General features: G+C 57.4%; 17 protein-coding genes. 8 read left to right on the forward strand and 9 right to left on the reverse strand.

Annotated features, from left to right (window positions below):
* Window positions 1-120 precede the first annotated feature (120 nt).
* The 4 genes from BLIJ_RS12875 to BLIJ_RS12890 are packed head-to-tail and all read left to right on the forward strand — an operon-like array spanning window position 121 to window position 4238.
* The gene (locus BLIJ_RS12875; protein ID WP_014485220.1) at window positions 121-1659 is read left to right on the forward strand and encodes an aggregation-promoting factor C-terminal-like domain-containing protein; all 1539 of its coding nucleotides are present in this window, start codon (window positions 121-123) and stop codon (window positions 1657-1659) included.
* 32 nt (window positions 1660-1691) lie between these two features.
* Window positions 1692-2615 (forward strand): 16S rRNA (adenine(1518)-N(6)/adenine(1519)-N(6))-dimethyltransferase RsmA, encoded by a 924-nt coding sequence (rsmA, locus tag BLIJ_RS12880; RefSeq protein WP_007051794.1) that lies wholly within the window; start codon window positions 1692-1694, stop codon window positions 2613-2615.
* A complete protein-coding gene (locus BLIJ_RS12885) occupies window positions 2612-3562 on the forward strand; it encodes a 4-(cytidine 5'-diphospho)-2-C-methyl-D-erythritol kinase (RefSeq protein WP_012578695.1) in 951 nt (316 codons plus the stop codon). Before rsmA ends, BLIJ_RS12885 begins: the two co-directional genes overlap by 4 nt.
* Before the next feature lie 46 nt (window positions 3563-3608).
* Entirely contained in the window at window positions 3609-4238 is a 630-nt protein-coding gene (locus tag BLIJ_RS12890; protein WP_012578696.1) for a LytR C-terminal domain-containing protein, read from the forward strand.
* 84 nt (window positions 4239-4322) lie between these two features.
* Here BLIJ_RS12890 and BLIJ_RS12895 read toward each other — a convergent pair whose 3' ends face one another.
* Entirely contained in the window at window positions 4323-5738 is a 1416-nt protein-coding gene (locus BLIJ_RS12895) for a CCA tRNA nucleotidyltransferase (RefSeq protein ID WP_012578697.1), read from the reverse strand.
* A gap of 86 nt (window positions 5739-5824) precedes the next feature.
* Here BLIJ_RS12895 and BLIJ_RS14735 point away from each other — a divergent pair, with 86 nt between their 5' ends.
* The 4 genes from BLIJ_RS14735 (at window position 5825) to BLIJ_RS12915 (ending at window position 14395) form a co-directional block, all read left to right on the forward strand.
* On the forward strand, window positions 5825-7117 hold the full coding sequence (locus BLIJ_RS14735; protein ID WP_012578698.1) for an NUDIX hydrolase: 1293 nt from the start codon (window positions 5825-5827) through the stop codon (window positions 7115-7117).
* Between the two features lie 71 nt (window positions 7118-7188).
* A complete protein-coding gene (locus BLIJ_RS12905; RefSeq protein WP_012578699.1) occupies window positions 7189-9387 on the forward strand; it encodes a DUF6049 family protein in 2199 nt (732 codons plus the stop codon).
* Window positions 9384-13256 (forward strand): murein biosynthesis integral membrane protein MurJ, encoded by a 3873-nt coding sequence (locus BLIJ_RS13150; protein WP_012578700.1) that lies wholly within the window; start codon window positions 9384-9386, stop codon window positions 13254-13256. Before BLIJ_RS12905 ends, BLIJ_RS13150 begins: the two co-directional genes overlap by 4 nt.
* A gap of 119 nt (window positions 13257-13375) precedes the next feature.
* Complete coding sequence (locus tag BLIJ_RS12915; RefSeq protein ID WP_012578701.1) at window positions 13376-14395, forward strand: NAD(P)/FAD-dependent oxidoreductase; 1020 nt, start codon at window positions 13376-13378, stop codon at window positions 14393-14395.
* Between the two features lie 304 nt (window positions 14396-14699).
* Here the strand turns inward: BLIJ_RS12915 and BLIJ_RS12920 are convergent, their stop codons facing one another.
* From BLIJ_RS12920 to rpmH, 8 genes are all read right to left on the reverse strand, one after another.
* Window positions 14700-16061 (reverse strand): ParB/RepB/Spo0J family partition protein, encoded by a 1362-nt coding sequence (locus BLIJ_RS12920; protein ID WP_012578702.1) that lies wholly within the window; start codon window positions 16059-16061, stop codon window positions 14700-14702.
* Window positions 16061-17032, reverse strand: a complete 972-nt coding sequence (locus tag BLIJ_RS12925) for a ParA family protein (protein ID WP_012578703.1) — start codon at window positions 17030-17032, stop codon at window positions 16061-16063. The genes BLIJ_RS12920 and BLIJ_RS12925 overlap by 1 nt, the downstream gene beginning before the upstream one ends.
* 250 nt (window positions 17033-17282) lie before the next feature.
* Window positions 17283-17948 carry a 16S rRNA (guanine(527)-N(7))-methyltransferase RsmG gene (gene rsmG / locus BLIJ_RS12930; protein ID WP_014485222.1) on the reverse strand — a complete coding sequence of 222 codons (666 nt, stop codon included), beginning with the start codon at window positions 17946-17948 and terminating at the stop codon, window positions 17283-17285.
* 148 nt (window positions 17949-18096) lie between these two features.
* Entirely contained in the window at window positions 18097-18630 is a 534-nt protein-coding gene (locus BLIJ_RS12935; protein WP_012578705.1) for a Jag family protein, read from the reverse strand.
* A 123-nt stretch (window positions 18631-18753) separates the two neighbouring features.
* Window positions 18754-19761 carry a membrane protein insertase YidC gene (yidC, locus tag BLIJ_RS12940; protein WP_012578706.1) on the reverse strand — a complete coding sequence of 336 codons (1008 nt, stop codon included), beginning with the start codon at window positions 19759-19761 and terminating at the stop codon, window positions 18754-18756.
* Window positions 19758-20075: a membrane protein insertion efficiency factor YidD gene (yidD, locus tag BLIJ_RS12945; RefSeq protein WP_012578707.1), complete on the reverse strand. Its 318-nt coding sequence runs from the start codon at window positions 20073-20075 to the stop codon at window positions 19758-19760. Before yidD ends, yidC begins: the two co-directional genes overlap by 4 nt.
* A complete protein-coding gene (gene rnpA, locus BLIJ_RS12950) occupies window positions 20072-20431 on the reverse strand; it encodes a ribonuclease P protein component (protein WP_012578708.1) in 360 nt (119 codons plus the stop codon). The genes yidD and rnpA overlap by 4 nt, the downstream gene beginning before the upstream one ends.
* Window positions 20432-20463: 32 nt before the next feature.
* Complete coding sequence (gene rpmH / locus BLIJ_RS12955) at window positions 20464-20598, reverse strand: 50S ribosomal protein L34 (RefSeq protein ID WP_007054596.1); 135 nt, start codon at window positions 20596-20598, stop codon at window positions 20464-20466.
* Window positions 20599-20916: the final 318 nt, after the last annotated feature.

Raw genomic sequence — 20916 nt, forward strand, 5'->3', positions numbered from 1 at the left:
TTTTTTTGAGTTCAGAACAATCTGACGAGCAGGAATGGTGACGGTGGCCGGTGAAACCGCAGTACGGGTCCGAACAACCGTTACGATGGGTGGCGTAATCGTTCACCCAGCAGGAAGAGTATGGCAATGGCACGGCGTTGGACCCCGCAGCGGTTTGTTACACTGCGTCGCATCCGCGTAATCGCCTGTATCGCGGCGACCAGTATCGCGCTGGCTGGATCATTCGCGTTCACCGCGCGTAAATCCGTAGCCCTGAACATCAACGGGCAAACCACCCAAGTCACCACATATGCGATGACGGCCACCCGTCTTCTGGAGGAACAAGGGGTGGATATCAAGACCCACGATATCGTCACTACCTCGTCCGGCGACCAACTCGCCAATCATGCCGTGGTCACCGTACAGTCCGCCTACCAGACCACTATCAACATCGACGGCACGTCCGTTCCCTTCTGGACCGTGGCCACCAGTGCCGACCAGCTGCTGGGATTTTTCGAGGAAAACCAGAACAACGCCACAAAAATCACCGTCGACATCAACAATGTGTACAACCAGCTCACCGGCGGACTGGTCATCAATCAGGATGGCCCGGTCACCGTCATTGCGGACGGCAAGACTTCCGTGGCCCCCAACGGCAAACTGCCCGCGGCCTCCATTCTTGACTCCAAAGGCATCGTGCTGAACAAAGAGGACCGTGTGAGCGTCGAAAAGGACGGCGATACCACTATCCTGCGCGTACGGCGCGTGACGCATGGCGAGGAAACACGCACAGCCATAGTGCCATACTCCACACAAACCATCATCGACTCCAATCTTCCTGAAGGCCAGTCGGAGATCCGTCAGCAAGGCGTCAATGGCGAGAAAACCCAGGTGTATAACGTCACGTATGTCGATGGCGTGGCCGAATCGGAGACGCTGAAATCCGAAACCGTCACCACGATGGCCATCGACCAGATCATCGCCGTAGGCGCCGCCAAGTCTGATACCGATAAGGGTTCCGATAAAGGTTCCGACAAAAAATCCGACTCCGCCGATAACGGCAAGGCCGATTCCGGTTTCAACAATCAGCACGAGTCGTCCGGTAACAATGCCAACAACACAGGCGACAAGAACAACAGCAGCTCTGGCAACAACACGAACACCGATACCAACAACAATGCCGGCAACACCGGCGGCAACACCGGCGGCAACAACTCCGGTAACACCGGCAACACCGGCAACACCGGCAACACCGGCAATTCCGGTAACACTGGTAATTCCGGTAACACCGGCGGCGGTACGAACAACAATTCCGGCTCTTCCGGCTCCGATTCAGGAACAACCACCACGCCCTCCGGCCGACTCTGGCACGCCACCGTAGCCCAGGCTCAGGCCTATGCCGCCGGTGCCGCCGCGCAGCGCGGGTGGACAGGCAACGACTGGGATTGCCTGGTCAAACTATGGAACCGCGAGTCCCGTTGGCTGTGGTATGCCGAAAACGCGAGCTCCGGTGCCTACGGCATTCCTCAGTCGCGACCAGCAGACAAAATGGCTGCGTTCGGCGCCAATTACCGTGACGATGCCGCCGTACAGATCGATTGGGGTCTGTGGTACATCGCACAAACCTACGGCAGCCCGTCCAAGGCATGGCAACATTCCGAACAAATCGGTTGGTACTGATCGGTTACGAAGCCCACAAGGAACACACGCTTATGAACGACACCATTCCCGCCACCGGTCACCTGTTAGGTGCCGCCGATATCCGTCGTATCGCGGCCGATGCCGGCATCAGCCCCACCAAGAAATTCGGGCAGAACTTCGTCATCGACCCCGGCACGGTCCGTCGTATCGTACGCGAGGCGGGAGTGACCGCTGCCGATCATGTCATGGAAGTCGGCCCCGGCCTGGGATCGTTGACATTGGCGATTCTGGAAACCGGCGCCACCATGACCGCAGTTGAAATCGATCCGCCGTTGGCCGAACGACTGCCGGGCACAGTCGCCGAATTCATGCCCGAAGCCACGTCACGACTCACCGTCGTCAATCGGGATGCCTTAACCGTCACCCCGGAGAACGTGCCTGATTTCAGCGATGACGCATCGTTTACGCTGGTCGCCAATCTGCCGTACAACGTGGCCACACCAATTCTGCTCACGCTGTTGGAGCGTTTCGACAACCTCGGCTCGTTCTTGGTGATGGTGCAAAAAGAGGTGGCCGATAGACTCGCCGCCAAGCCCGGTTCCAAGATCTACGGCACGCCGAGCGTGAAGCTCGCCTGGTATGGCACCGCCGAACGGGTGGGCACCATCGGCCGCAATGTGTTCTGGCCGGCTCCCAATGTGGATTCCGCGCTCGTCAAATTCACCCGGTATCAGGCCGATGACCCGGCTGCCCCGGGAACTGCGAACAGCACAGACGACGGCACACAACGGGAACTCGTATTTCGTCTGATCGATGCGGCATTCGGTCAGCGTCGCAAGACCCTGCACGCGGCATTGAAGACCATTGCGCCTTCCGAGGCATTCTCCATCGCCGGCATCGATCCGACCCGTCGAGGAGAGACGCTCACCATCGCCGAATTCACCGCTCTGGCCAAGGCCATCGAATCGTGTGGAGATGGAGATGAGGCACAATGAGTCCGGTAATTTCACATCCACGCCCAGCCGCTGCCCGACATCAGTTCGATGAGCTCTCCCCCATCACCATTACGGTGGATTGCCCGGCTAAAACCAATCTCACCTTGGAAGTGGGGCCTGCTCACGACGAGTGGGGCGGACGCCACGAACTGGACACCATCTACTGTGCAATCGGTGTATACGACACCGTCACCGCAACCGCCAAGCAACCCGGAGCGGGATTCTCTCTGGAGCTCGAAGGCGCTTATTTGGGCGACTTGGCCTCCTCACGCAGCGACATGCGCCGCAACCATGCGGTACTGGCCCTCTTCGCCATGGCCCAGGCGGCCGAACGCGAGCCGGATGTGGCGTTGACCATTACCAAGCGCATTCCCGTGGGTGCCGGACTAGGCGGCGGTTCAGCCGACGCCGCGGCGACCATGCTGGCGGTCAATCGTCTCTGGGAGCTGAACTGGCCTATAGAGCGCCTGCGCACCATTGCCGCCACGTTGGGCGCGGACATGCCGTTCTGCCTGACCGGTGGCCTTGCATACGGCACCGGTTTCGGCGAACGCATCACGGATATCGCCCCCGGCAGCCGCGATGAGCTGGCGCTGATAGAACAGGGATTCAGCGGCGAAGTATTGGTCGGCGCGTACCAGTCGCAACTCAGCACTCCTGAGGTCTACCACACCTTTGACCTCGTGGGAGCCGCAGAAGGCGACCGCAATCATCTGCAGGCTGCGGCAATCAGCCTGCATCCCCGCAGCGGGCAGGCCATCGACGCCGCCACGCAGGCGGGTGCCAGCCATGCATTCGTCTCCGGATCCGGCCCCTCAGTGGTCGCTTTCGCCGCCGACGAGGCAGCGGCACAACGCATTATCGATGTGTGGCGCGATACGGCTGTGGTCGATCGCATTATTCGAGCCAAATCTCCCGCACACCCCAATATCGGCGTCAGACAGTGACGCTAAGGTAGCAACCAGCCACCCGACCCATGAAAGAAGTCCACCGATGACGTATCAGGTTGATGAACGTGAAGCCCGCAAGGCGTACGTGCGCCGCCGCCAGACCACCGTCTTTTCCATCAGCGGCGCGGTATTGGCAGTAGTGCTGGTCATAGCCCTACTGTTCAATTTCCACGTTTTCGGCCTCGGCGAAGTGGAGACTCCGGCCCACCAGCCGAATTACGGCAACGCGGCGCCGTGCGCGGTCAAGGACAGCAGCGGCAAAGCGCAATACGTGTCCAACGCTTCGGTCGGCATTCGCGTGATGAACGGCACCTCTCACGGCCAATTCGCCAAGGCCGTGGGTGAAGCTTTGGCCAATCGTGGATTCAGCGTGCAGAAAATCGATAACTATTCCAGCACCAACGTTGAACGCACCACCATCTACTTCGGTAAGAACGCCATTAATCAGGCGTATACGCTGATCGGCAATTTCACCGACGCCACCATGATCATGACGGCTCGCGAGGATCAGCTCATCGATGTGGTCATCGGCGCCACGTTCAACGATCTGCAGGACACCAAATCCTCCCCGCAATCCGGTAAGACCATCACCAATATCGAGGGTTGCAAGGCCGCCGATAGCATGACCAAGCTGCCCGCCGACACCAAACACGACGCATACACGGCGAAGTAAGGCGCATACAGCTTCATCTTCGCGAAAAACCGTACGCTGACACGTATTCAGCGTACGGTTTTTTGGTATCGGGCTAGTATCGGACTACTGAATCTCGGCGTACCAGCGCTTGAGTTCTTCGACGGCCACATCGTGGTCCACCGGACCGTTATCCAGGCGGTATTCCAGCATGTGCTTGTAGGCGCGGCCGATCATCGGGCCAGGCTCCAGGCCCAGCAACTCCATAATTTCGTTGCCGTCCAGATCCGGGCGAATCGCGTCGAAGTCCTCTTTCTTCTTGAGTTCGCGGACGCGCTCCTCCATCTCATCCATGGCCTGGGAGAAGATCATCGCCTTGCGCTTGTTTTGTGTGGTGGCATCCGCGCGCGTGAGCCTGTTCAGCCGCTCGTAGAGGTGCCCGGCATCCTTGACATACCGGCGTACGGCCGAATCGGTCCACGGCTCGTCCACATAGCCGTGGAAGCGCAGGTGCATATTCACCAGTTCCGAGATGTCCTCGACCAGATGGTGGTCAAAACGCAGTGCCTTCAAGCGCTTGCGGGTCATTTTGGCACCCACCGCGTCATGGTGGTGGAAGCTCACCTTGCCGCCCGGCTCGAACCGGCGGGTCTTCGGCTTGCCGATATCGTGCATCACGGCGGCCAAGCGCAACGTCAGGTCGGGGGCGGGCACCGGGCCGTCCGGGCCGGTTTCCAGGGCGATAGCACGTTCGAGCACAATCATCGTGTGCTCGAAGACGTCCTTGTGGCGGTGGTGTTCGTCGATCTGCAATTGCAGGGCCGGAATCTCCGGGAAGACGATGTCCGCAAGACCGGATTCGACCAACGCCTCAAGGCCGGCGCGCGGACGGTCGGAGAGCAGCAGCTTGGTCAGTTCGTCGCGCACGCGCTCGGCGGATACGATGTCGATGCGGTCGCGCATCGAGGTGATCGCCTCGGCCGCGTCCGGCGCGATACGGAAGCCCAGCTGGGCCACGAATCGCACGGCGCGCATCATACGCAACGGATCGTCGTCAAAGGACTGTCGCGGGTCCACCGGCGTGCGCAACACGCCCTTGGACAGATCACTGGCGCCACCGAACGGGTCCACGAATTGCAAGTCGGGCACGCGCAGGGCCATCGCGTTGACGGTGAAGTCGCGGCGGGACAGGTCGCCCTCAAGCGTGTCGCCATAATTGACCTCGGGCTTACGCGAGTCCGGATCGTACGTGTCGGAGCGATAGGTGGTGACCTCCACCTTGACCTCGGTGCCGTCCGGGCGGCGGCGCATGGCACCCAGCGTGCCGAACTTGCGCCCCATGTCCCAGAAGCCGTCATGCCCCCACCGGCGCAGTATCGGCTCGAACTGCTCAGGCCGTGCGGATGAGCAGAAGTCCAAATCGTGGCTCCTTCTATGGAGCAGCAAATCCCTGACCGGGCCGCCGACCAATGCCAGCTCGTAACCCTGTTCGGCGAACAGTCGACCAAGTTCGATGGCTTCGGGCCATACTTCGAAATCCAATGGGCACCTTCCCGCGTGCGACGTTTTTCTGCCCTACCAGCATACCGTTACCCCACCTGCACACGGGGTTGAGTAAGGTGGAGAATATGATTACGCCCGCCGACCTTGCCCGCATACTGGGGCAAACACCAGATTCGGCGGATAGCCATACCCAAGACCACCTGCTGTATACGTCCGAAACTCCGCATCATTCCGCCGATTCGGGCGATTCTTCCGATGTCGGCGGCACCGCGAGCCACTCCACCAATCAGGCCGTTCATCAAGACGAAGTAGACGCAGTACCGACTGCGCAACATTCCGGTGTGCCCGGCACGCCCGCAACGCCCGTCACGCCCGCACCATCCGAATCCGAAATATCGGACTCCGCCAGCGACATGCCCGCACCGAAGCCGATGATGCCCACACCGGCCACCGTCTTCGGCATGCATGCCACCGTCACCATCGCCACTACCAGCGGCACTATCGAAGGGCAGGCCGATGGTATCGCCGGCGAGGCCGGTGCCGAGACGATTGCCGAGGTCGAGCCGATTATCGCCACGGCACAAACGTCCGTAACCATCGTCACGAACGATCCCGCGGCGACCGCCCACGCGGCCGTAGATGCTGCCGTTGCGGTCGCCAAGGCCGCCGCCGCGCACACCACAGCGATACCGACTCCGCGCGACGTGCTGATGCCGCCTGCGGCACGTACCGCACCGGCCGCAGTGCCGGCCACCATGCCGGTCTCAGCGCCGTCTGCAGCACCAGTGAGGCCCGTAACGTCAGCGCATCCCACGCCGGCCACGGTCTTCGGCCGGCATCCGTCCGCGGATGTTGCCTCGCCGGAACCGGCAGTGCCAGTAGAACCGGTGACGCCATCCGGCCCGACTCCGGCCATGATGCCGCAACGCCGTACGTCGGACGGTCCGACCACATTCGCTTCACTGGATGCCCAGGAACTGCCGGTCGTACGCGAATATTCGGCAGGCGGTCTGATTTTCGATGACCAGAACCGCGTGGCCATTATCGCCCGTCATTCCCGCTCCGGCCATCTCGAATGGTGCTTGCCGAAGGGGCATATCGAGAAAGGCGAGACCCCGCAGCAGACCGCTGTGCGCGAAGTGCATGAAGAGACCGGCATCCTGGGCGAGGTGATCGATTCCATCGCCACCATCGACTACTGGTTCACCGGCACCACGCAGCGCGTGCATAAGCTGGTCCATCACTTCGCGCTCAAACAGACCGGCGGCGAACTGACGGTGGAAGGAGACCCGGATCATGAGGCGGAAGACGCCCTCTGGGTACGTTTTGAAGATTTGGACGACGTGTTGAGCTATCCCAACGAACGCAAAATCGCGTGGCTCTACGCCAGGAAGAAGAACAGGCAGGCAAACGAGTGAACCTACCCGGAGTCTTACGACATTGCACACGTCTGGCACACGCACTGGCGGCTGGCGTCGCCGTTGTGGCGATGCTGGCCGCTCCATTGACCGTCTACGCGAACGATACGACGGACACGACCGATTCATCATCCGATACGACGGACGCAACGGGCAATCAGACCGAGAATCAGCCCAAGCAGAGCATTGCCATCACGCAAAGCACCCCCATCGTCACCTCCAAATCGGGCTATCATGTCACCGCGGTCATCAGCAATACGGACAGCACGGCCACGTCAAGCGGCACACTGCACCTGACCACCAATACGCTGTTCACCTTTGTCTCGCGCACCGATATTCAGAATTGGGCCGAGAACAACGCCCCCATCCCCACCCCCAACGAGTTGGGTTCCGTTGACGTGCCATCGATTCCCGCCGGCGGCACTGCCACCGTTACCATCGAGGTGAACGCCAATCAGCAGACCCTTGCCTCCATAGGGAGCTGGGGGCCGAAGCCGCTGATGCTGTCGTATATCGTTGGCAATCGGATACTCGCCGATTTGCCGAGTTTTCTGACCCGATCTTCGGATGGGCTCAACACCGCGACAACACCGGCCATGAACCTGACCGTGGCCATGCCCTACACCGCCAGCGGCTGGCAGGTCGATAATAAGGCCATCAGCAATCGCATTGCCGAAACCACCACTTCCTCGACATCAACATCGTCCAAGTCCAACGGCACGGACAAGGCCGACAAGTCCGATAACGCCGACGCCAGCAACGCGGCCAAAGGCACTGATACGCAAGCCATATCCTTATCCGGGCAGGATGCCGATACCGCGCGATCCCTTGGGCAGACATTCGCCAAGCACCGCTCGCTGCAAGTGATCGCGGATCCTCTGTATTGGCGTCAGTCCGCAGTGCAACCGTCCATTGCCGGCATCATGCAGCCCGCCGACTTTGACATCACCGCCTATACCGCGCTGGGTGATACCGCGGCCTACGAAAAGGCAGGCATCACCACTGAGCAGTGGAACGCCAAGCAGGCGGCCGCATGGTATGCCGACGGAGGCGACTCCGAAACACCCTCCGCGTACGCATGGCAGGGCAACAACTGTTGGACGTTGGATGCGCTGACCGCAGCACGCGAGCAGGGCTATGACACGGTGATTGCCGATGCCTCTTTCGATGCCGACCAGACTGAAGCCGTACACACAGGCACCTACGTGGTGGATACGCCTGCCGGCGATGTCACCGTGCTGAAGGAGCAATCGACCTTGGGCATGCTGGCCAAGGGCCAACCCACCAGCACGGACGCGCAGGCCGAGTCCAGCGATGCCGGTCGGTTGGCCCGACTGGTCGCTCAGAGCGCGTTCTACCAGATGGAACAGCCCTATACATCCCGATACCTGCTTATGACGTTCTCCCGCACCACGGAGGCCGGCTGGATCGATCAGGTGATGAGCGCCTTCGAGCAGGCCTCTTGGTTGAATCTGACGGATCTGAAGACCATGGCCAAGGCCGATCCGTACAATGTCAGCGATTCGGTCAATCCCGACAAGGCCGATGATGCCAACACCGCCAATACCCGGTCGGCATTGAGACAGTTGGCCGACAGCCGGCATGACATCATGCGCATGGCCACCTCCATATTGAGGAACGAGATTGATTCCGACGAGGTCTCGTCGTTGGACCCGCAGGCCCTGGCCCGGCAGAACGCCAATGACACCGCCTCGCATAGCAACGATCCGATGCAATGGATTGGCTCTCTACTGGTGCTGCATGATGATATGGCGCTGCGGTCCATGTCTGGCTCCCCCCAGCCGACAGCCACGCGAAAAGCCATGGTCAACGCCGCGAAAACACTGGCCAGCGATCTTCTGAACGGCGTACGCATCAACCCATCGGAACCGGTATCCGTGTTCAGCGAATCCGCGAAAATGCCAATCACCATCAGCAATGACCTTCCCTACGCCGTCAGCGTGCAGGTCAACTCACTGACTGACTCCATGCAGATCGTCACCTCGCGAACCGCTGACATCGATATTCCCGCGCATAGCGACGCTCAGGTGACCTTCACCATCCGCGTTTCCACTTCCGGCTCATCGACGGCCCATGTGTCGTTGACCGACCGGGAAGGCAACAGATTCGGCAACACGCAGGACACCGCGATCACCAGTGTGATGCGCATCAGTGATGCCAGCGGCTTCATTATCATCGGCTTCGCCGTGCTATTGGGCATTATCGGCCTGTGGCGGCAATTCCATCGGAAGAAGGACCCCGACGAATGAGTTCAACCGTAGGTCGTAATTCCCTGATCATGGCCACGGGAACTGCTGCTTCCCGTGTGACCGGTCAGCTCCGCACGATTCTTCTCGCTGCGGCCATCGGCACCACCGGATTGGCGGCCAACGCCTATCAGGCCGGTTCCATGATTCCCCAATCCGTGTTCACGCTGGTGTCTGGTGGTATTTTCAACGCCGTGCTGGTGCCCCAGATCGTGCGCACGTTGAAAGAAAAAGACGCCCAAGAACGACTAAATCGTCTGGTTACGTTGGCCATCGGCATCCTGTTGGCCATGACCGTGGTGATGGCGGCGGCCAGCCCTCTGCTTGCCCGCCTGTACGTGGGTAGCGACGATCACCAGATGATAGCCCTGACCACCTCGTTCACCCTGTGGTGTATGCCTCAGGTGTTCTTCTACGGCCTGTATACGGTATTGGGTCAGATCCTGGCCGCCAAAGACCATTTCCTCACGTATGCGTGGAGCTCAACCGGTGCCAACATTATTAGTTGCGCCGGTTTTACTGGTTTTATTCTGCTGTTCAGCAAGGCCAATGAACAGCCCCTCGAATTCTGGACCGCCGACAAGATCGCGCTTACCGCAGGCACCTGGACTTTGGGCGTGGCCTTCCAAGCGCTGATACTCTTCCTGCCACTGGCCCGTATCGGGTTCAAGTACAGACCCAGCTTCGGGCTTGGCGGCTTTGGACTCAGGTCTATGGGTCCCGTGGCGTTAGGCTCTTTGGGCGTGGTGGTCACCAGCGAGATCTGCGGCATTATCCTTACCCGTATCGCCACATCCGCACCGCAGCGCGCCCACGAACTGACGGGTGCCAGCCTGTTCAGCGTGGCAGGCAACGCGACCTATCAGAATGCGTACACACTGTTCATCCTGCCCTATTCGCTCATCGCCGTATCGGTATCCACGGCTATGTTCCCCAAAATCTCCCGTTCTGTCGCAGCTGCGAATCTGGATGAGGCACGGCACGACCTAGTCAACGCACTGAATAATGTGGGCCTGCTCATCATATTTTTCGCCGCCGCCATGATTGTGTTCCCCGAACCGATTATCCGCGCATTGCTTCCGTCCGTCTCGATGGACGAGACCATGCTGATTTCCTACGCGCTTATCGCCCTATCTGTGGGCACTCCTTTGGGATCGGCGTTCCTGCTGATTCAACGTACATTCTATGCCTTTGAGGACGGCCTGCACCCCTTCTTGTCTGCGGTGATGCAGTATGGGTTCACCTCGGTATTCATGATCATCGGCATGATGGTACTTCCTCCTGAGCATTGGGTACTCGGCATCGCCTGCTCGGTGACACTCGGCGGATTACTGGCGTTGCCGCTGACGTTGATGATGTTGCGCCGCAAGTTCGAAGGCAATCTTGGCGGTCGGGAGATCACGAGGACATACGCCAAGGCCATTGTGGCGGCACTGGCTTCCGGAGTTGTGGTCTGGCTGATCAAACGACCGGTAGTCGCACTGTTCGACGCGGATATTCGACCAGTAGGCGGGCACATGAGCTGGTGGTCTGCGCTGGCCATCTGCGTGGTGCTCACCATCGTGCTGACCATAGTATATGTGGCTGTGTTGTGGGTGGTACGCACCCCAGAACTCATCAGCGCCTATCACTCGATACTGGCCCGTCTACACAAGACTCCGGCCAGTGAAGACGTTGCTGTGACAGCCCAGCCGGAAAAAGTCGACGATACGCAAATCAATCCTGAGACGGAGCCCGTCAAGGATAGCCCCGCACGTAGAATATCTAAGACCAGTCTCGAACACCAATCACACGGAGCCGAACGCACTATGAAACCGCAACTCGGAGACACAATTCTCAACCGATACACCTTGGTATCATCGTTGCGTGCGGAGCCTGGCATTCAGGCATGGAAAGCCAACGACCGTGTGCTGGCAAAGGATTGCCAGCTGTTCATCATTACCAATCGCAGCGCTTTCGCCGCAATCGATGAGCTCGCTGGTCGCATCGCCGCCACTCGCCCTGATCGTGTGATTCCCGTACTGAAATACCGTATGGAATCCGACGTACTTCTCATTGTCATGCCGGTGGATAGCGGCCAATGCCTGACTGACTACATGGTGGATACCGCCAAGCCGCTCAGCTACAGCGCCATCCGGTCGATTATCGGAGAATGCGCCAACGTGCTGCGCGAGATCATTGCGGATACTCCCAGCAGCATCGTCATCACAACCGACACCGTTCGAGTGACTACCTCCGGTGTGCAAATTGCCGATGCACCATGTGCCACGATGCTGGCCGATACGTCCGCTACCGATCTGCGTACGGACAGTCCTGAACGGTATGCGATTCGCCAGCTTGCGGCATTACTCTATACCCTGCTGACACGCACGCCAAGCCAAGCGACACCCACATTCAATCTGCGTGCCTTGCCGCAAGACACCCCTGGCGAATTCCGCGTGATTTGCAAGCGTGGATTGGCCTTGAGCGAGCCCGACGAGCATACGTTGCCAATGGCTGCCCTTGTAGAACTCGACGCCTTGTTGGGTAATTGGAAGCCGCTCTCTGAACTGAGCGATGCTGATATTGCTTTGCCGAGCGTGGAAAGCGATTGCTCGATTACCAAGGCGATACTGAAGCCTGCCAACGAGACTGATATCGTGCCTATTCCCAGCACGTTGATTAACAGCAGCAGTCTTCCGGAATTGTCTATTACCCCTTCCCTGCCGGTTCAGCCGGCCGCCGTCCCCGCTCCGCACGTGATGTCACCGGTTCCTCTGACTGATGGGTCCAGTATTGCTGACGGCAACCAGTCTCAGTCTGATGCCCACCGTCTGTTTGACTTCAACCTTTCTGACGCCTGGGAGCACGAGAATCTTTCCGGTGAAGACACCGGTGACTGGTACAGCGAAATGAATCCAGCCCCCATCGGCGGTCCGAGTGATAATACTCGGTTGACAGTGCCTATTGTTACCGGCGGTATTTCCGACGCCACCGTGGGAGAGACAACCAGTCGTATTCCCATGTTCCTCGCCAGCGGCCGTGCTGTGGCTCCTGGTGAGGAATCGCTGCGTGCCTTGGAAGAGGAGCAGGCCCGCATTGCCGAAGTAAGCGCCATTCCTCCGAGCTTCACACCGAAGGATGTGCCGGATGACGAGGATGACAGCAAGCTACCCGATGAACATCTGTTCGGTAAACTGTCGACCAAGGTCGTTGCCATCATTGTGGCTCTGATATTGGTAGTGGCAGCGGCTGTTTGGGCAGTGTATGCGTTCCGATCCTCCGGAGACAATCCTGCCGATGCTTCCAGCAACTCCAGTGAAGGTGACTGGCCTGATATCAATGCTGACGCTGTGCCATTCGGTGGCAGCAAGAACGCGACGAACGGTGGCACCACTGACGATTCTTCAAAGTCAAGTGATGCCACTCAGAGCGAATCCAAGGACTCGGCATCAGACAAGTCCAAGAAGTCCGAGACTGCTGATTCGTCGTCCAAGAAGACCAAGGCCAAAAAGTCCGGCGATAAGGATTCCAGCGCTGCTCCGCAACCGCGCCATGAGAACAACACGGCGTTTACGATTTCCAGCGCCAACTTCCTGTCGAATCCTGGCGGCCAATCCGGGTACGCATACTACATGCACCTTGACCAGCCGCAGGATGCGTACCGCATGGTTATCACCATCCGCACATCCGGTGGTAAGGGCTATATTCGCGCGAATACCACTGGAGACCCCACTCAGGGCAAGCAGGTGGCCGAATTCACCTTTGCTGAAGGTGGCACTACTGAAGTGAAGTTCACCAAAGCCGTCAATACGCAGGATCTGCTGCTGTGGGTGCCATCGGATAGCCTGCCGCAGAGCCAGCTGTACATCGAGAAGGTGGAGGTCTTCTAATCGGCATCTATGCCGATAACTGACCCAAGAAGGGGCGGCACCGTTCGCATACATTCGACGGTGCCGCCCTTTCTTCGCGTCTGGCTGAATGACACGGAATATCGTATGGGGGTGTGACAATGTTTCACGTGAAACATAACGTCATCATTATCGGTTCTGGTCCCGCTGGCTACACGGCCGCCATCTATCTTGGCCGTGCAGGTCTTAATCCTGTTATGGTCACTGGTGCGTTGTCGCCAGGTGGACAGTTGGTCAACACCACTGAGGTGGAGAACTTCCCTGGATTCCCGGAAGGTATTCTTGGCCCGGATCTTATGGATCGCATGAAGGAACAGGCCAAGCGCTTCGGTACAACCTATATCGCAGACGATGTCTCTTCCATCGATGCGTGTGAAAGTGATTCGGTCAAGCCAACCTATCGTATAACGCTCTCCGATGACTCCCAGTTGGAGGCATCGGCGCTTATCATCGCCACAGGGTCGTCATTCCGTAAGCTTGGGGTGCCTGGCGAACAGGAGCTGTCCGGACATGGCGTCTCGTACTGCGCCACCTGCGATGGCTTCTTCTTCAGGAACAAGCCTATCGTGGTCGTAGGCGGTGGCGATTCGGCTTTTGAAGAGGCATTATTCCTGACCCGGTTCGGTTCTTCAGTCACCTTGATTCACCGACGCGATAGCTTCCGTGCCTCGCAGATCATGGTGGACCGAGCCAAAGCCAATCCGACCATCACCCTGCTGACCAACACAGTGGTGACCTCCATTACCGGCACCTCCTCCCCCACACAGAACACCGGTGCACCTATTGCCATTCCTGGCTTGACAATCAAACGACCGGCTGTGGCACCGGCCAGTGTCAGCAGCATTGCCGTACGTAACGTGGTGACCGGAGAAGAAAGCACGCTGGACACCAACGCCGTGTTCGTGGCTATCGGCCATACGCCGGCCACTGATTTTGCGGCCGGTGTTGTGGACCGTGACGATGATGGGTATGTCGTGGTGCAGGGTGCCAGCACGGTGACCAGTGCGCCAGGCATCTTTGCTGCAGGCGATTGCGTGGATCGTACTTATCGTCAGGCGATCAGTGCAGCGGGCATGGGCTGCCGTGCAGCGCTGGATGCGCAGGCCTATCTTACGGACTGATTGCGGCGGACTAATGGCGGCTTGCTGTTCTGTCTGCTGCCTGTGACATAGGAGCAACGTTAGGTCAGTGTTACAGCATGCCGCCCTTGGATAGTACGTACCAGTCAGAGGCATAGAAAGACCCCTCAGGCGACGGAGAATCATGATGTGTGATTGTCCGTCGCCTGAGGGGTTTTCTATTGCGACAGGGGCTACAGCGCGGGCATACGCCCCTGCCAGGAATCACGCAGAGGCTATACGTCTTGTGTTGTACACCGCACTGCACAGCAATAATGCCAGCGACAACACGAATGTTCTTATCGCGTTACACCCATTTGGAATCGGCATCGCCTTGGCTCGGCACCAGCAGCTGCAGGATACGATCCATATCCTCTGGTGACGAGAAGACGATTTCGATGCGACCATGCTTGGTGCTGCCCTTAATCGACACCTTGGTATCGAAATGATTTTCCAAACTCTGCTGGATGGCGGAACCAACCCAAGGATTGGTCTTAGACGTCTTAGGCTTCTTCGGCTGCTCCCCCGACGCAACCTTCATGGCGACGATTTCTTCGGTGCTGCGTACAGAAAGACCTTCCGCAATAATACGAGAAGCCAGCTTGTCCATTTCCTCCGGATCGCTCAGGCCCAATAGCGCACGCGCATGACCGGACGATAGCACACCGGCAGCCACTCTCTTTTGCACAGAGGCCGGCAGGTTCAGCAGTCGTAAGGTATTGGCGATTTGCGGGCGAGACTTGGACACCGACTTGGACAGTTGTGCTTGCGTCAACCCGAACTCTTCGATCATCTGCTGGTAGGCAGCCGCCTCTTCCAGTGGATTCAAGGCCACACGGTGCAAGTTTTCCAGCAACGCATCGCGGAGCATATCATCATCCGCAGTGGTTTTGACGATGGCGGGAATCGTCTCCAATCCAGCCAACTGAGAAGCACGCCAACGGCGTTCACCCATAATGAGCTCATACGGGCTGTCCAAATGACCGGCAAACGGATTCGTGCTGGATTCCGTCTCGTCGTGCTTGGCGGCTTTGGCCGCAGCAATCCGGCTTGCCGGACGCTTGCGCACGACTATCGGTTGCAGCACACCAACTTCCTTAATGGAAGCAGACAGCTCATTCAACTCATCCTCGTCGAAGATGGTACGAGGCTGATGTGCATTGGGCCCGATATCAGACAGTTTGAGTTCAGCCAGATAACCACCGGCTACCGGCTTGAGCTCGTCCTTCTTATCTGTGTCAGCGGTCTTTGCCTCCGATGCAGTCTGAGATGTTTCACGTGAAACATCTTTGACAATGACGGATGTACGATGTGCCGTCTGAGGCGCAGACGACTTGCCGCCCTGCTGAGGCGCGGCGACCTTACCGGTTTGAGGTTTCTCCGTACCGAAAAACAGGTCGCTAGGATGAGTAATGATGTCCAATGCGGGCATGGATGCGCGTTTACCGGCGGCTTTCTTGGCTGCCTTGCTGGATGATACCGTCTGAGGCGCGGCAGGCTTTGATTCCTGCTGGGCAGTAGCCTTCTTGGCGGGGGTTATGTCAGCAGTGGCCGCCGGAGTAGACGAATCCTCCGCAATCATTGCGGGCTGCTCCGCCACTGGTTCCTCCCCTGGCAATGTGGGGAACAAAGCGCCAAGGCCCTTACCGAGTCGTGATTTTGATGCCATTACTTGTTCCTCCTCGCATCAATGGTGTCAAGGACTTGTTGCGAACGCTGTGCGATCTCCAAAGCTGCTTCACCATACGATATGGCACCTATGCCACGAGGATCATAGGCAATCACCGATTGGGAGAAACTCGGCGCTTCGGAGATCTTGACTGAACGCGGGATGGTAGTATTCAGCACAATGCTGGGATAGTGTCCCTTAACCTCGTTATATACTTCACGGCTCAATAACGTTCGGCGATCAAACATCGTGACGAGCATGGTGGACACCAGCAGTACGGGATTGAAATGCTCTTGCACCAAACCAATCGTGTTAATCAGCTGGCCAAGACCCTCCAATGCGTAATACTCAGCCTGGATAGGAATCAGCATCTCGGTCACTGCACACATGGCGTTGATGACCAACAGGCCCAAGCTGGGCGGGCAATCAATGAACACGTAATCATAGTGTTTATCTGATTGACGTAGGTAGAGGTCTAGGGCCTCCTTCAGCAAGGTGTTTCGGTTGGGCAGATCGGCCACTTCCAACTCAGCACCGCTGAGATCGATTGATGCAGGCACAACATCAAGTGTGGGAAAATCAGGACAGACCGTGATGACATCCCCCAGATCGGAACGCCCCTCGATAACGTCATAGACCGAGGGCTCTCCCGATGCATGAGATACACCCAACGCCGTAGAGGCATTGCCCTGCGGGTCCATATCGATGACCAACACCTGCGCGCCCTTGTCTGCCAGCGCCGCAGCGGTGTTCACCGTGGATGTGGTTTTACCCACTCCCCCCTTCTGGTTGGCCACGGCAATACGACGGGTACGTTTAGGTTTGGGGAAATCGGTTTTCTTGAGTACATCGTAGCGTGAGCTTTCATCAGCCATCTGGCTACCAAGCACTGAACCGTGACCATCGAATATTCGCTGAAGCGTTTCGGAAGCCGATTCTATAGGTTCCGACTGATGATCCTTGGTGGCCATCGCTCCTCCTTGCACAGACGTAAGTTCCAGTGTTCTCATTCGTATGGACATGATGCTCGTTATCCACAATTGCGATATGCAATGTGGATAAGTGTGGATAAGTGTGAATGATGTTGGGTGTTAGATTGTGTATTCACAGACGAAAAGCATTGAAAAATCAATGTTTTCATCATTGTGCACATCGTCCCGTAAAAATGTGGATAATTTTTACGCACATACGGAAATGTGGATAACTTAATCAGTACTCCACTCATCGCTTATCCACAATCACCACGTGGGTAGGCTCAAGATCCGGTCCGACAGCCGCTTCAACGACGCGTGGACGACGACCACCGAATTCTGCAATCTCCTTGCCAGCCTTGTCGATTTCAGCCTGAGCAGACCGTCCCTTCAATGCGATCAACTGTCCTGACGGTTTCAGCAACGGCAACGTCCAGCCAGAGAGTTTGGTCATAGGAGCAACCGCACGACACGTGACAACAGCGAACGGATGAATTTCCCGCTTCCGTACCTGCTGGATGACGGCATCGGAGCGTCCACGAATAATCTCAACGTTCTGCAGTTGCATCAGGTCAACACATTCATGCAACCATTCGATTCGCCGCTCCATCGGTTCAATCAGCGTGAAGTCATGATCCGGCAAACACGCGGCAGCCACCAATCCGGGAAAACCACCACCACTGCCGACGTCGGCAACTGTTTTGAAGCGAATACCATTCGTTGCATTCCGAACGTACGGCACAATCGCAGCGGAATTCAGAATATGCCGTTCCCAAATGATATCGACGTCACGGGGGCCGATCAATCCACGAGGTTCACCCTCTTCGGCAATCTTGGCATGGAAACGCTCCAACTTCGGCAACGCATCACCCAAGACCTCAGCAAGTACAGGTGACTCCTGCAGCTGATCCGTCATAGCCATCTCCCTCACCATGTTTCACGTGAAACAATCAACATGGAAAAGGCGTCGCTCATTACGACGCCATTCCCCCTGCGGTCACTCTTGTCTGTTTAGAGACGACATCCGTTGAACGTCCCTGTCATCTCAAAAACTCGTCGACCTATTACTCCTGATCAAGCTCGTCGTCTTCGGCAACATCCTCGACTTTGTTCTTGAGATACACCGTCACGTAACGATGAGGCTCCTCACCGTGCGAGCGAGACTTCAGCCCCTCTTCCCGAACCACATCGTGAACGACTTTACGTTCGAAGGAATTCATCGGCTTCAAGTCATACGGCTCGCCGGAATCCCTCACTGCGTCAATGGCATCCAGGGCGATATCACAGAGGTGCTGACGCTTGCGCTTCAGGAAACCGTCGACATCCACAATCAGATGAGAACGCTCGCCGGTCTTCTGCTGTACAGCCAGACGAGTCAATTGCTGCAGAGCATCAACGACTTCACCATTACGGCCAATAAGATGTTTGATGTCGGTATCGTCATCAGCAACGATCTGCACGGTGGGGCGGTCATTACGCACGCCCATCTCAATGTCGCCCTCATAGTCGGCGATATCCAGTAGGCCCTCAAGGTAATCCGCGGCGATATCAGCCTCTTCGTTGAGCTGATCAATCGACTTCACGTCATCCTGTGCCATACGCTACTCCTTCATGTCGTGTTTGAATTACAAGTCTAAGCCCTGCTCCCCCGAACAGAGAAAGTAATGTCGGTGCGTGTTCGATGTTTCACGTGAAACACCGAACACGCACCGACATAGTCGTCACTTCTTTCTGCGCTTACGCACGGGCTGTTGACGCTGATAGCCATGAGTGGCCTTACGCTCGGCCTCTTCCTTGGCCTTGGCCAATGCTTCTTCTTCCAGAGAGGGCAGGCCGGCCTTTGCGCGGCGAGCATTCTCATTACGATGATCGCGCTTTTCCTTGTCCGCCGCAGCCGGAGAGCCAGGGGTCGGGAATGCGTACACCTGCCACAATGTGCGGCAGAGGTTGCACACGTTGTTGGTCAGCCAGTAGACCAGCACGGCGAACGGCATGGTGGCACCAGAGAAGATGTACATCACCGGGAAGAGCCACAGCATAGCCTTCTGCATGGTCTCGGCCTGTTTGTTCATCGATGCGGCGGGCATGTTGCGCTTCATGTTGAAGTACTGCATAAACCACAGGCAGAAGCACATCAGGAACACGAAGGTACCGATGACCACCTTGCCACTAGTGGCAGCCCTAGAGAAGTTATCGGTCACGCTGACAATGCCGAACACATCGGTTTGGGTGAATTGCTTGGCGGTTGCTACGTCGAACGCGCCCAACGCACCGCGTTTACCGTTGGCAATGTAGGGAATGGCCGACAGCGTATAGAACATGGACATGAACACCGGGCCCTGAATGAGCATAGGCAAGCAGGAGCCAGCCGGATTGGCGTCATTGTCTTGATACAGTTTCATGGTTTCACGGCTCATGGCCTCCTTGGAAGCCTGATCCGTCTTGCCTTTGTACTTGTTCTGGATGCGCTTCATCTTCGGCGCCAACGCCTGCATCTTGCGCATCGACTTCATCTGCTTGCAGAACAGCGGGAAGATACACGCCTGCACCACCAGCACCAGGATGATAATGGCAAGCACCCATGAGACACCAATCGGGCTCATGCCCAGCATCACGAAGAAGTCATGCACGATCTTCATGATCCAGGTCTGTAACCACTCAACGGGAGTCAGGATTTTATATAGAAATCCCCAAAACCCGCTATCAAGCAGAAATTCATTTGAGTTCATCGTTGGGCCTCTCTTTGGGTTGTGGCCAATGGTGTCAGTCGGGGCTCTTCATGAGCCTTCGACCACGAAAATCTGTAAAAAATGGAATACCGTTGTGGAACATCGTCGATTCCCCCACGACTCCACGGCCGGCAACGCAGTAATCTCAGCACGGCGAGCACTCCCCCTTTGAACGCGCCATACCGTTCCAACGCCTCAATGGCATAATTCGAGCACGTTGGATAATACTTGCAACAAGGCGGTGTGTTTGCCGAGATGCGCTGTTGATACCAGCGCACCCCACCAATCATCACCGCCTTGAAAGAAGCTGTCATGCCTCAGCCACCTTATGCGCCACTGTGGCAAAAGCCTTCGCGATCTGCTGATCTAGCGAAACGAACGATGCGGTCGCAGCACTGGGCTTGGCGCGCAAAACGATATCGCAATGCGCGGGCAACAGATCCTCATGGGCTCTGGCCAATACACGAAACCTACGCTTCACCGTATTACGGGTGACCGCATGTCCTACCGATTTGGAGACAGCTAATCCCAAACGGCGATGCACCGTCCGGTCGTCATCATCATGATGGTCGTCGGGCACCAAATAGTGCACGACGATATCCTTGCCACCTGCTTTGCGCCGGCGTTTCAGCACGGTGACGAAATCACGATGGCTTTGAAGCCGCTCCACCTCGACTATGCCTGTGGCACTGATCGGAATGATCAGGCGGAGAGGGACTTGCGGCCCTTGGCACGGCGACGGTTGATCACCGCACGGCCAGAACGGGTGCGCATGCGCAGGCGGAAGCCGTGCTTCATGTGGCGACGACGGTTGTTCGGCTGGAACGTCCTCTTCATAATCCATTGCTCCTAGGTCTATTCGGCAACGCTTCGCGCTGCCCTCACGTGAGTCAAGCTATATCAAAGTACTCTCACCCCTACCCTCAAGTCAAAACGGACGGAGTATTTTCACATTTCGACACGTTGCGAGACACGCCTCAGATCTCTTATAATCGGCGGAATACCAACCATTCACGGCCAAAAGTTATCCACAAATTACATGTTTGTTATTCACAATCCAATTATTTCAACACGCGACACGGTGGATAACTTGTCTAAACCAGAGTAAATATTATCTGTTGTACATATTTCGCCACAGCGACAGAAGGGGCCACC

Source organism: Bifidobacterium longum subsp. infantis ATCC 15697 = JCM 1222 = DSM 20088 (assembly GCF_000269965.1).
Taxonomy (GTDB): Bacteria; Actinomycetota; Actinomycetes; order Actinomycetales; family Bifidobacteriaceae; genus Bifidobacterium; species Bifidobacterium infantis.

Coding starts and splice junctions, on each gene's coding strand:
- BLIJ_RS12875 (WP_014485220.1), top strand. CDS start 121: ATGGCAATGGCACGGCGTTGGACCCCGCAGCGGTTTGTTACACTGCGT.
- rsmA (WP_007051794.1), top strand. CDS start 1,692: ATGAACGACACCATTCCCGCCACCGGTCACCTGTTAGGTGCCGCCGAT.
- BLIJ_RS12885 (WP_012578695.1), top strand. CDS start 2,612: ATGAGTCCGGTAATTTCACATCCACGCCCAGCCGCTGCCCGACATCAG.
- BLIJ_RS12890 (WP_012578696.1), top strand. CDS start 3,609: ATGACGTATCAGGTTGATGAACGTGAAGCCCGCAAGGCGTACGTGCGC.
- BLIJ_RS14735 (WP_012578698.1), top strand. CDS start 5,825: ATGATTACGCCCGCCGACCTTGCCCGCATACTGGGGCAAACACCAGAT.
- BLIJ_RS12905 (WP_012578699.1), top strand. CDS start 7,189: ATGCTGGCCGCTCCATTGACCGTCTACGCGAACGATACGACGGACACG.
- BLIJ_RS13150 (WP_012578700.1), top strand. CDS start 9,384: ATGAGTTCAACCGTAGGTCGTAATTCCCTGATCATGGCCACGGGAACT.
- BLIJ_RS12915 (WP_012578701.1), top strand. CDS start 13,376: ATGTTTCACGTGAAACATAACGTCATCATTATCGGTTCTGGTCCCGCT.
- BLIJ_RS12920 (WP_012578702.1), bottom strand. CDS start 16,061: ATGGCATCAAAATCACGACTCGGTAAGGGCCTTGGCGCTTTGTTCCCC.
- BLIJ_RS12925 (WP_012578703.1), bottom strand. CDS start 17,032: ATGGCCACCAAGGATCATCAGTCGGAACCTATAGAATCGGCTTCCGAA.
- rsmG (WP_014485222.1), bottom strand. CDS start 17,948: ATGACGGATCAGCTGCAGGAGTCACCTGTACTTGCTGAGGTCTTGGGT.
- BLIJ_RS12935 (WP_012578705.1), bottom strand. CDS start 18,630: ATGGCACAGGATGACGTGAAGTCGATTGATCAGCTCAACGAAGAGGCT.
- yidC (WP_012578706.1), bottom strand. CDS start 19,761: ATGAACTCAAATGAATTTCTGCTTGATAGCGGGTTTTGGGGATTTCTA.
- yidD (WP_012578707.1), bottom strand. CDS start 20,075: ATGACAGCTTCTTTCAAGGCGGTGATGATTGGTGGGGTGCGCTGGTAT.
- rpmH (WP_007054596.1), bottom strand. CDS start 20,598: ATGAAGAGGACGTTCCAGCCGAACAACCGTCGTCGCCACATGAAGCAC.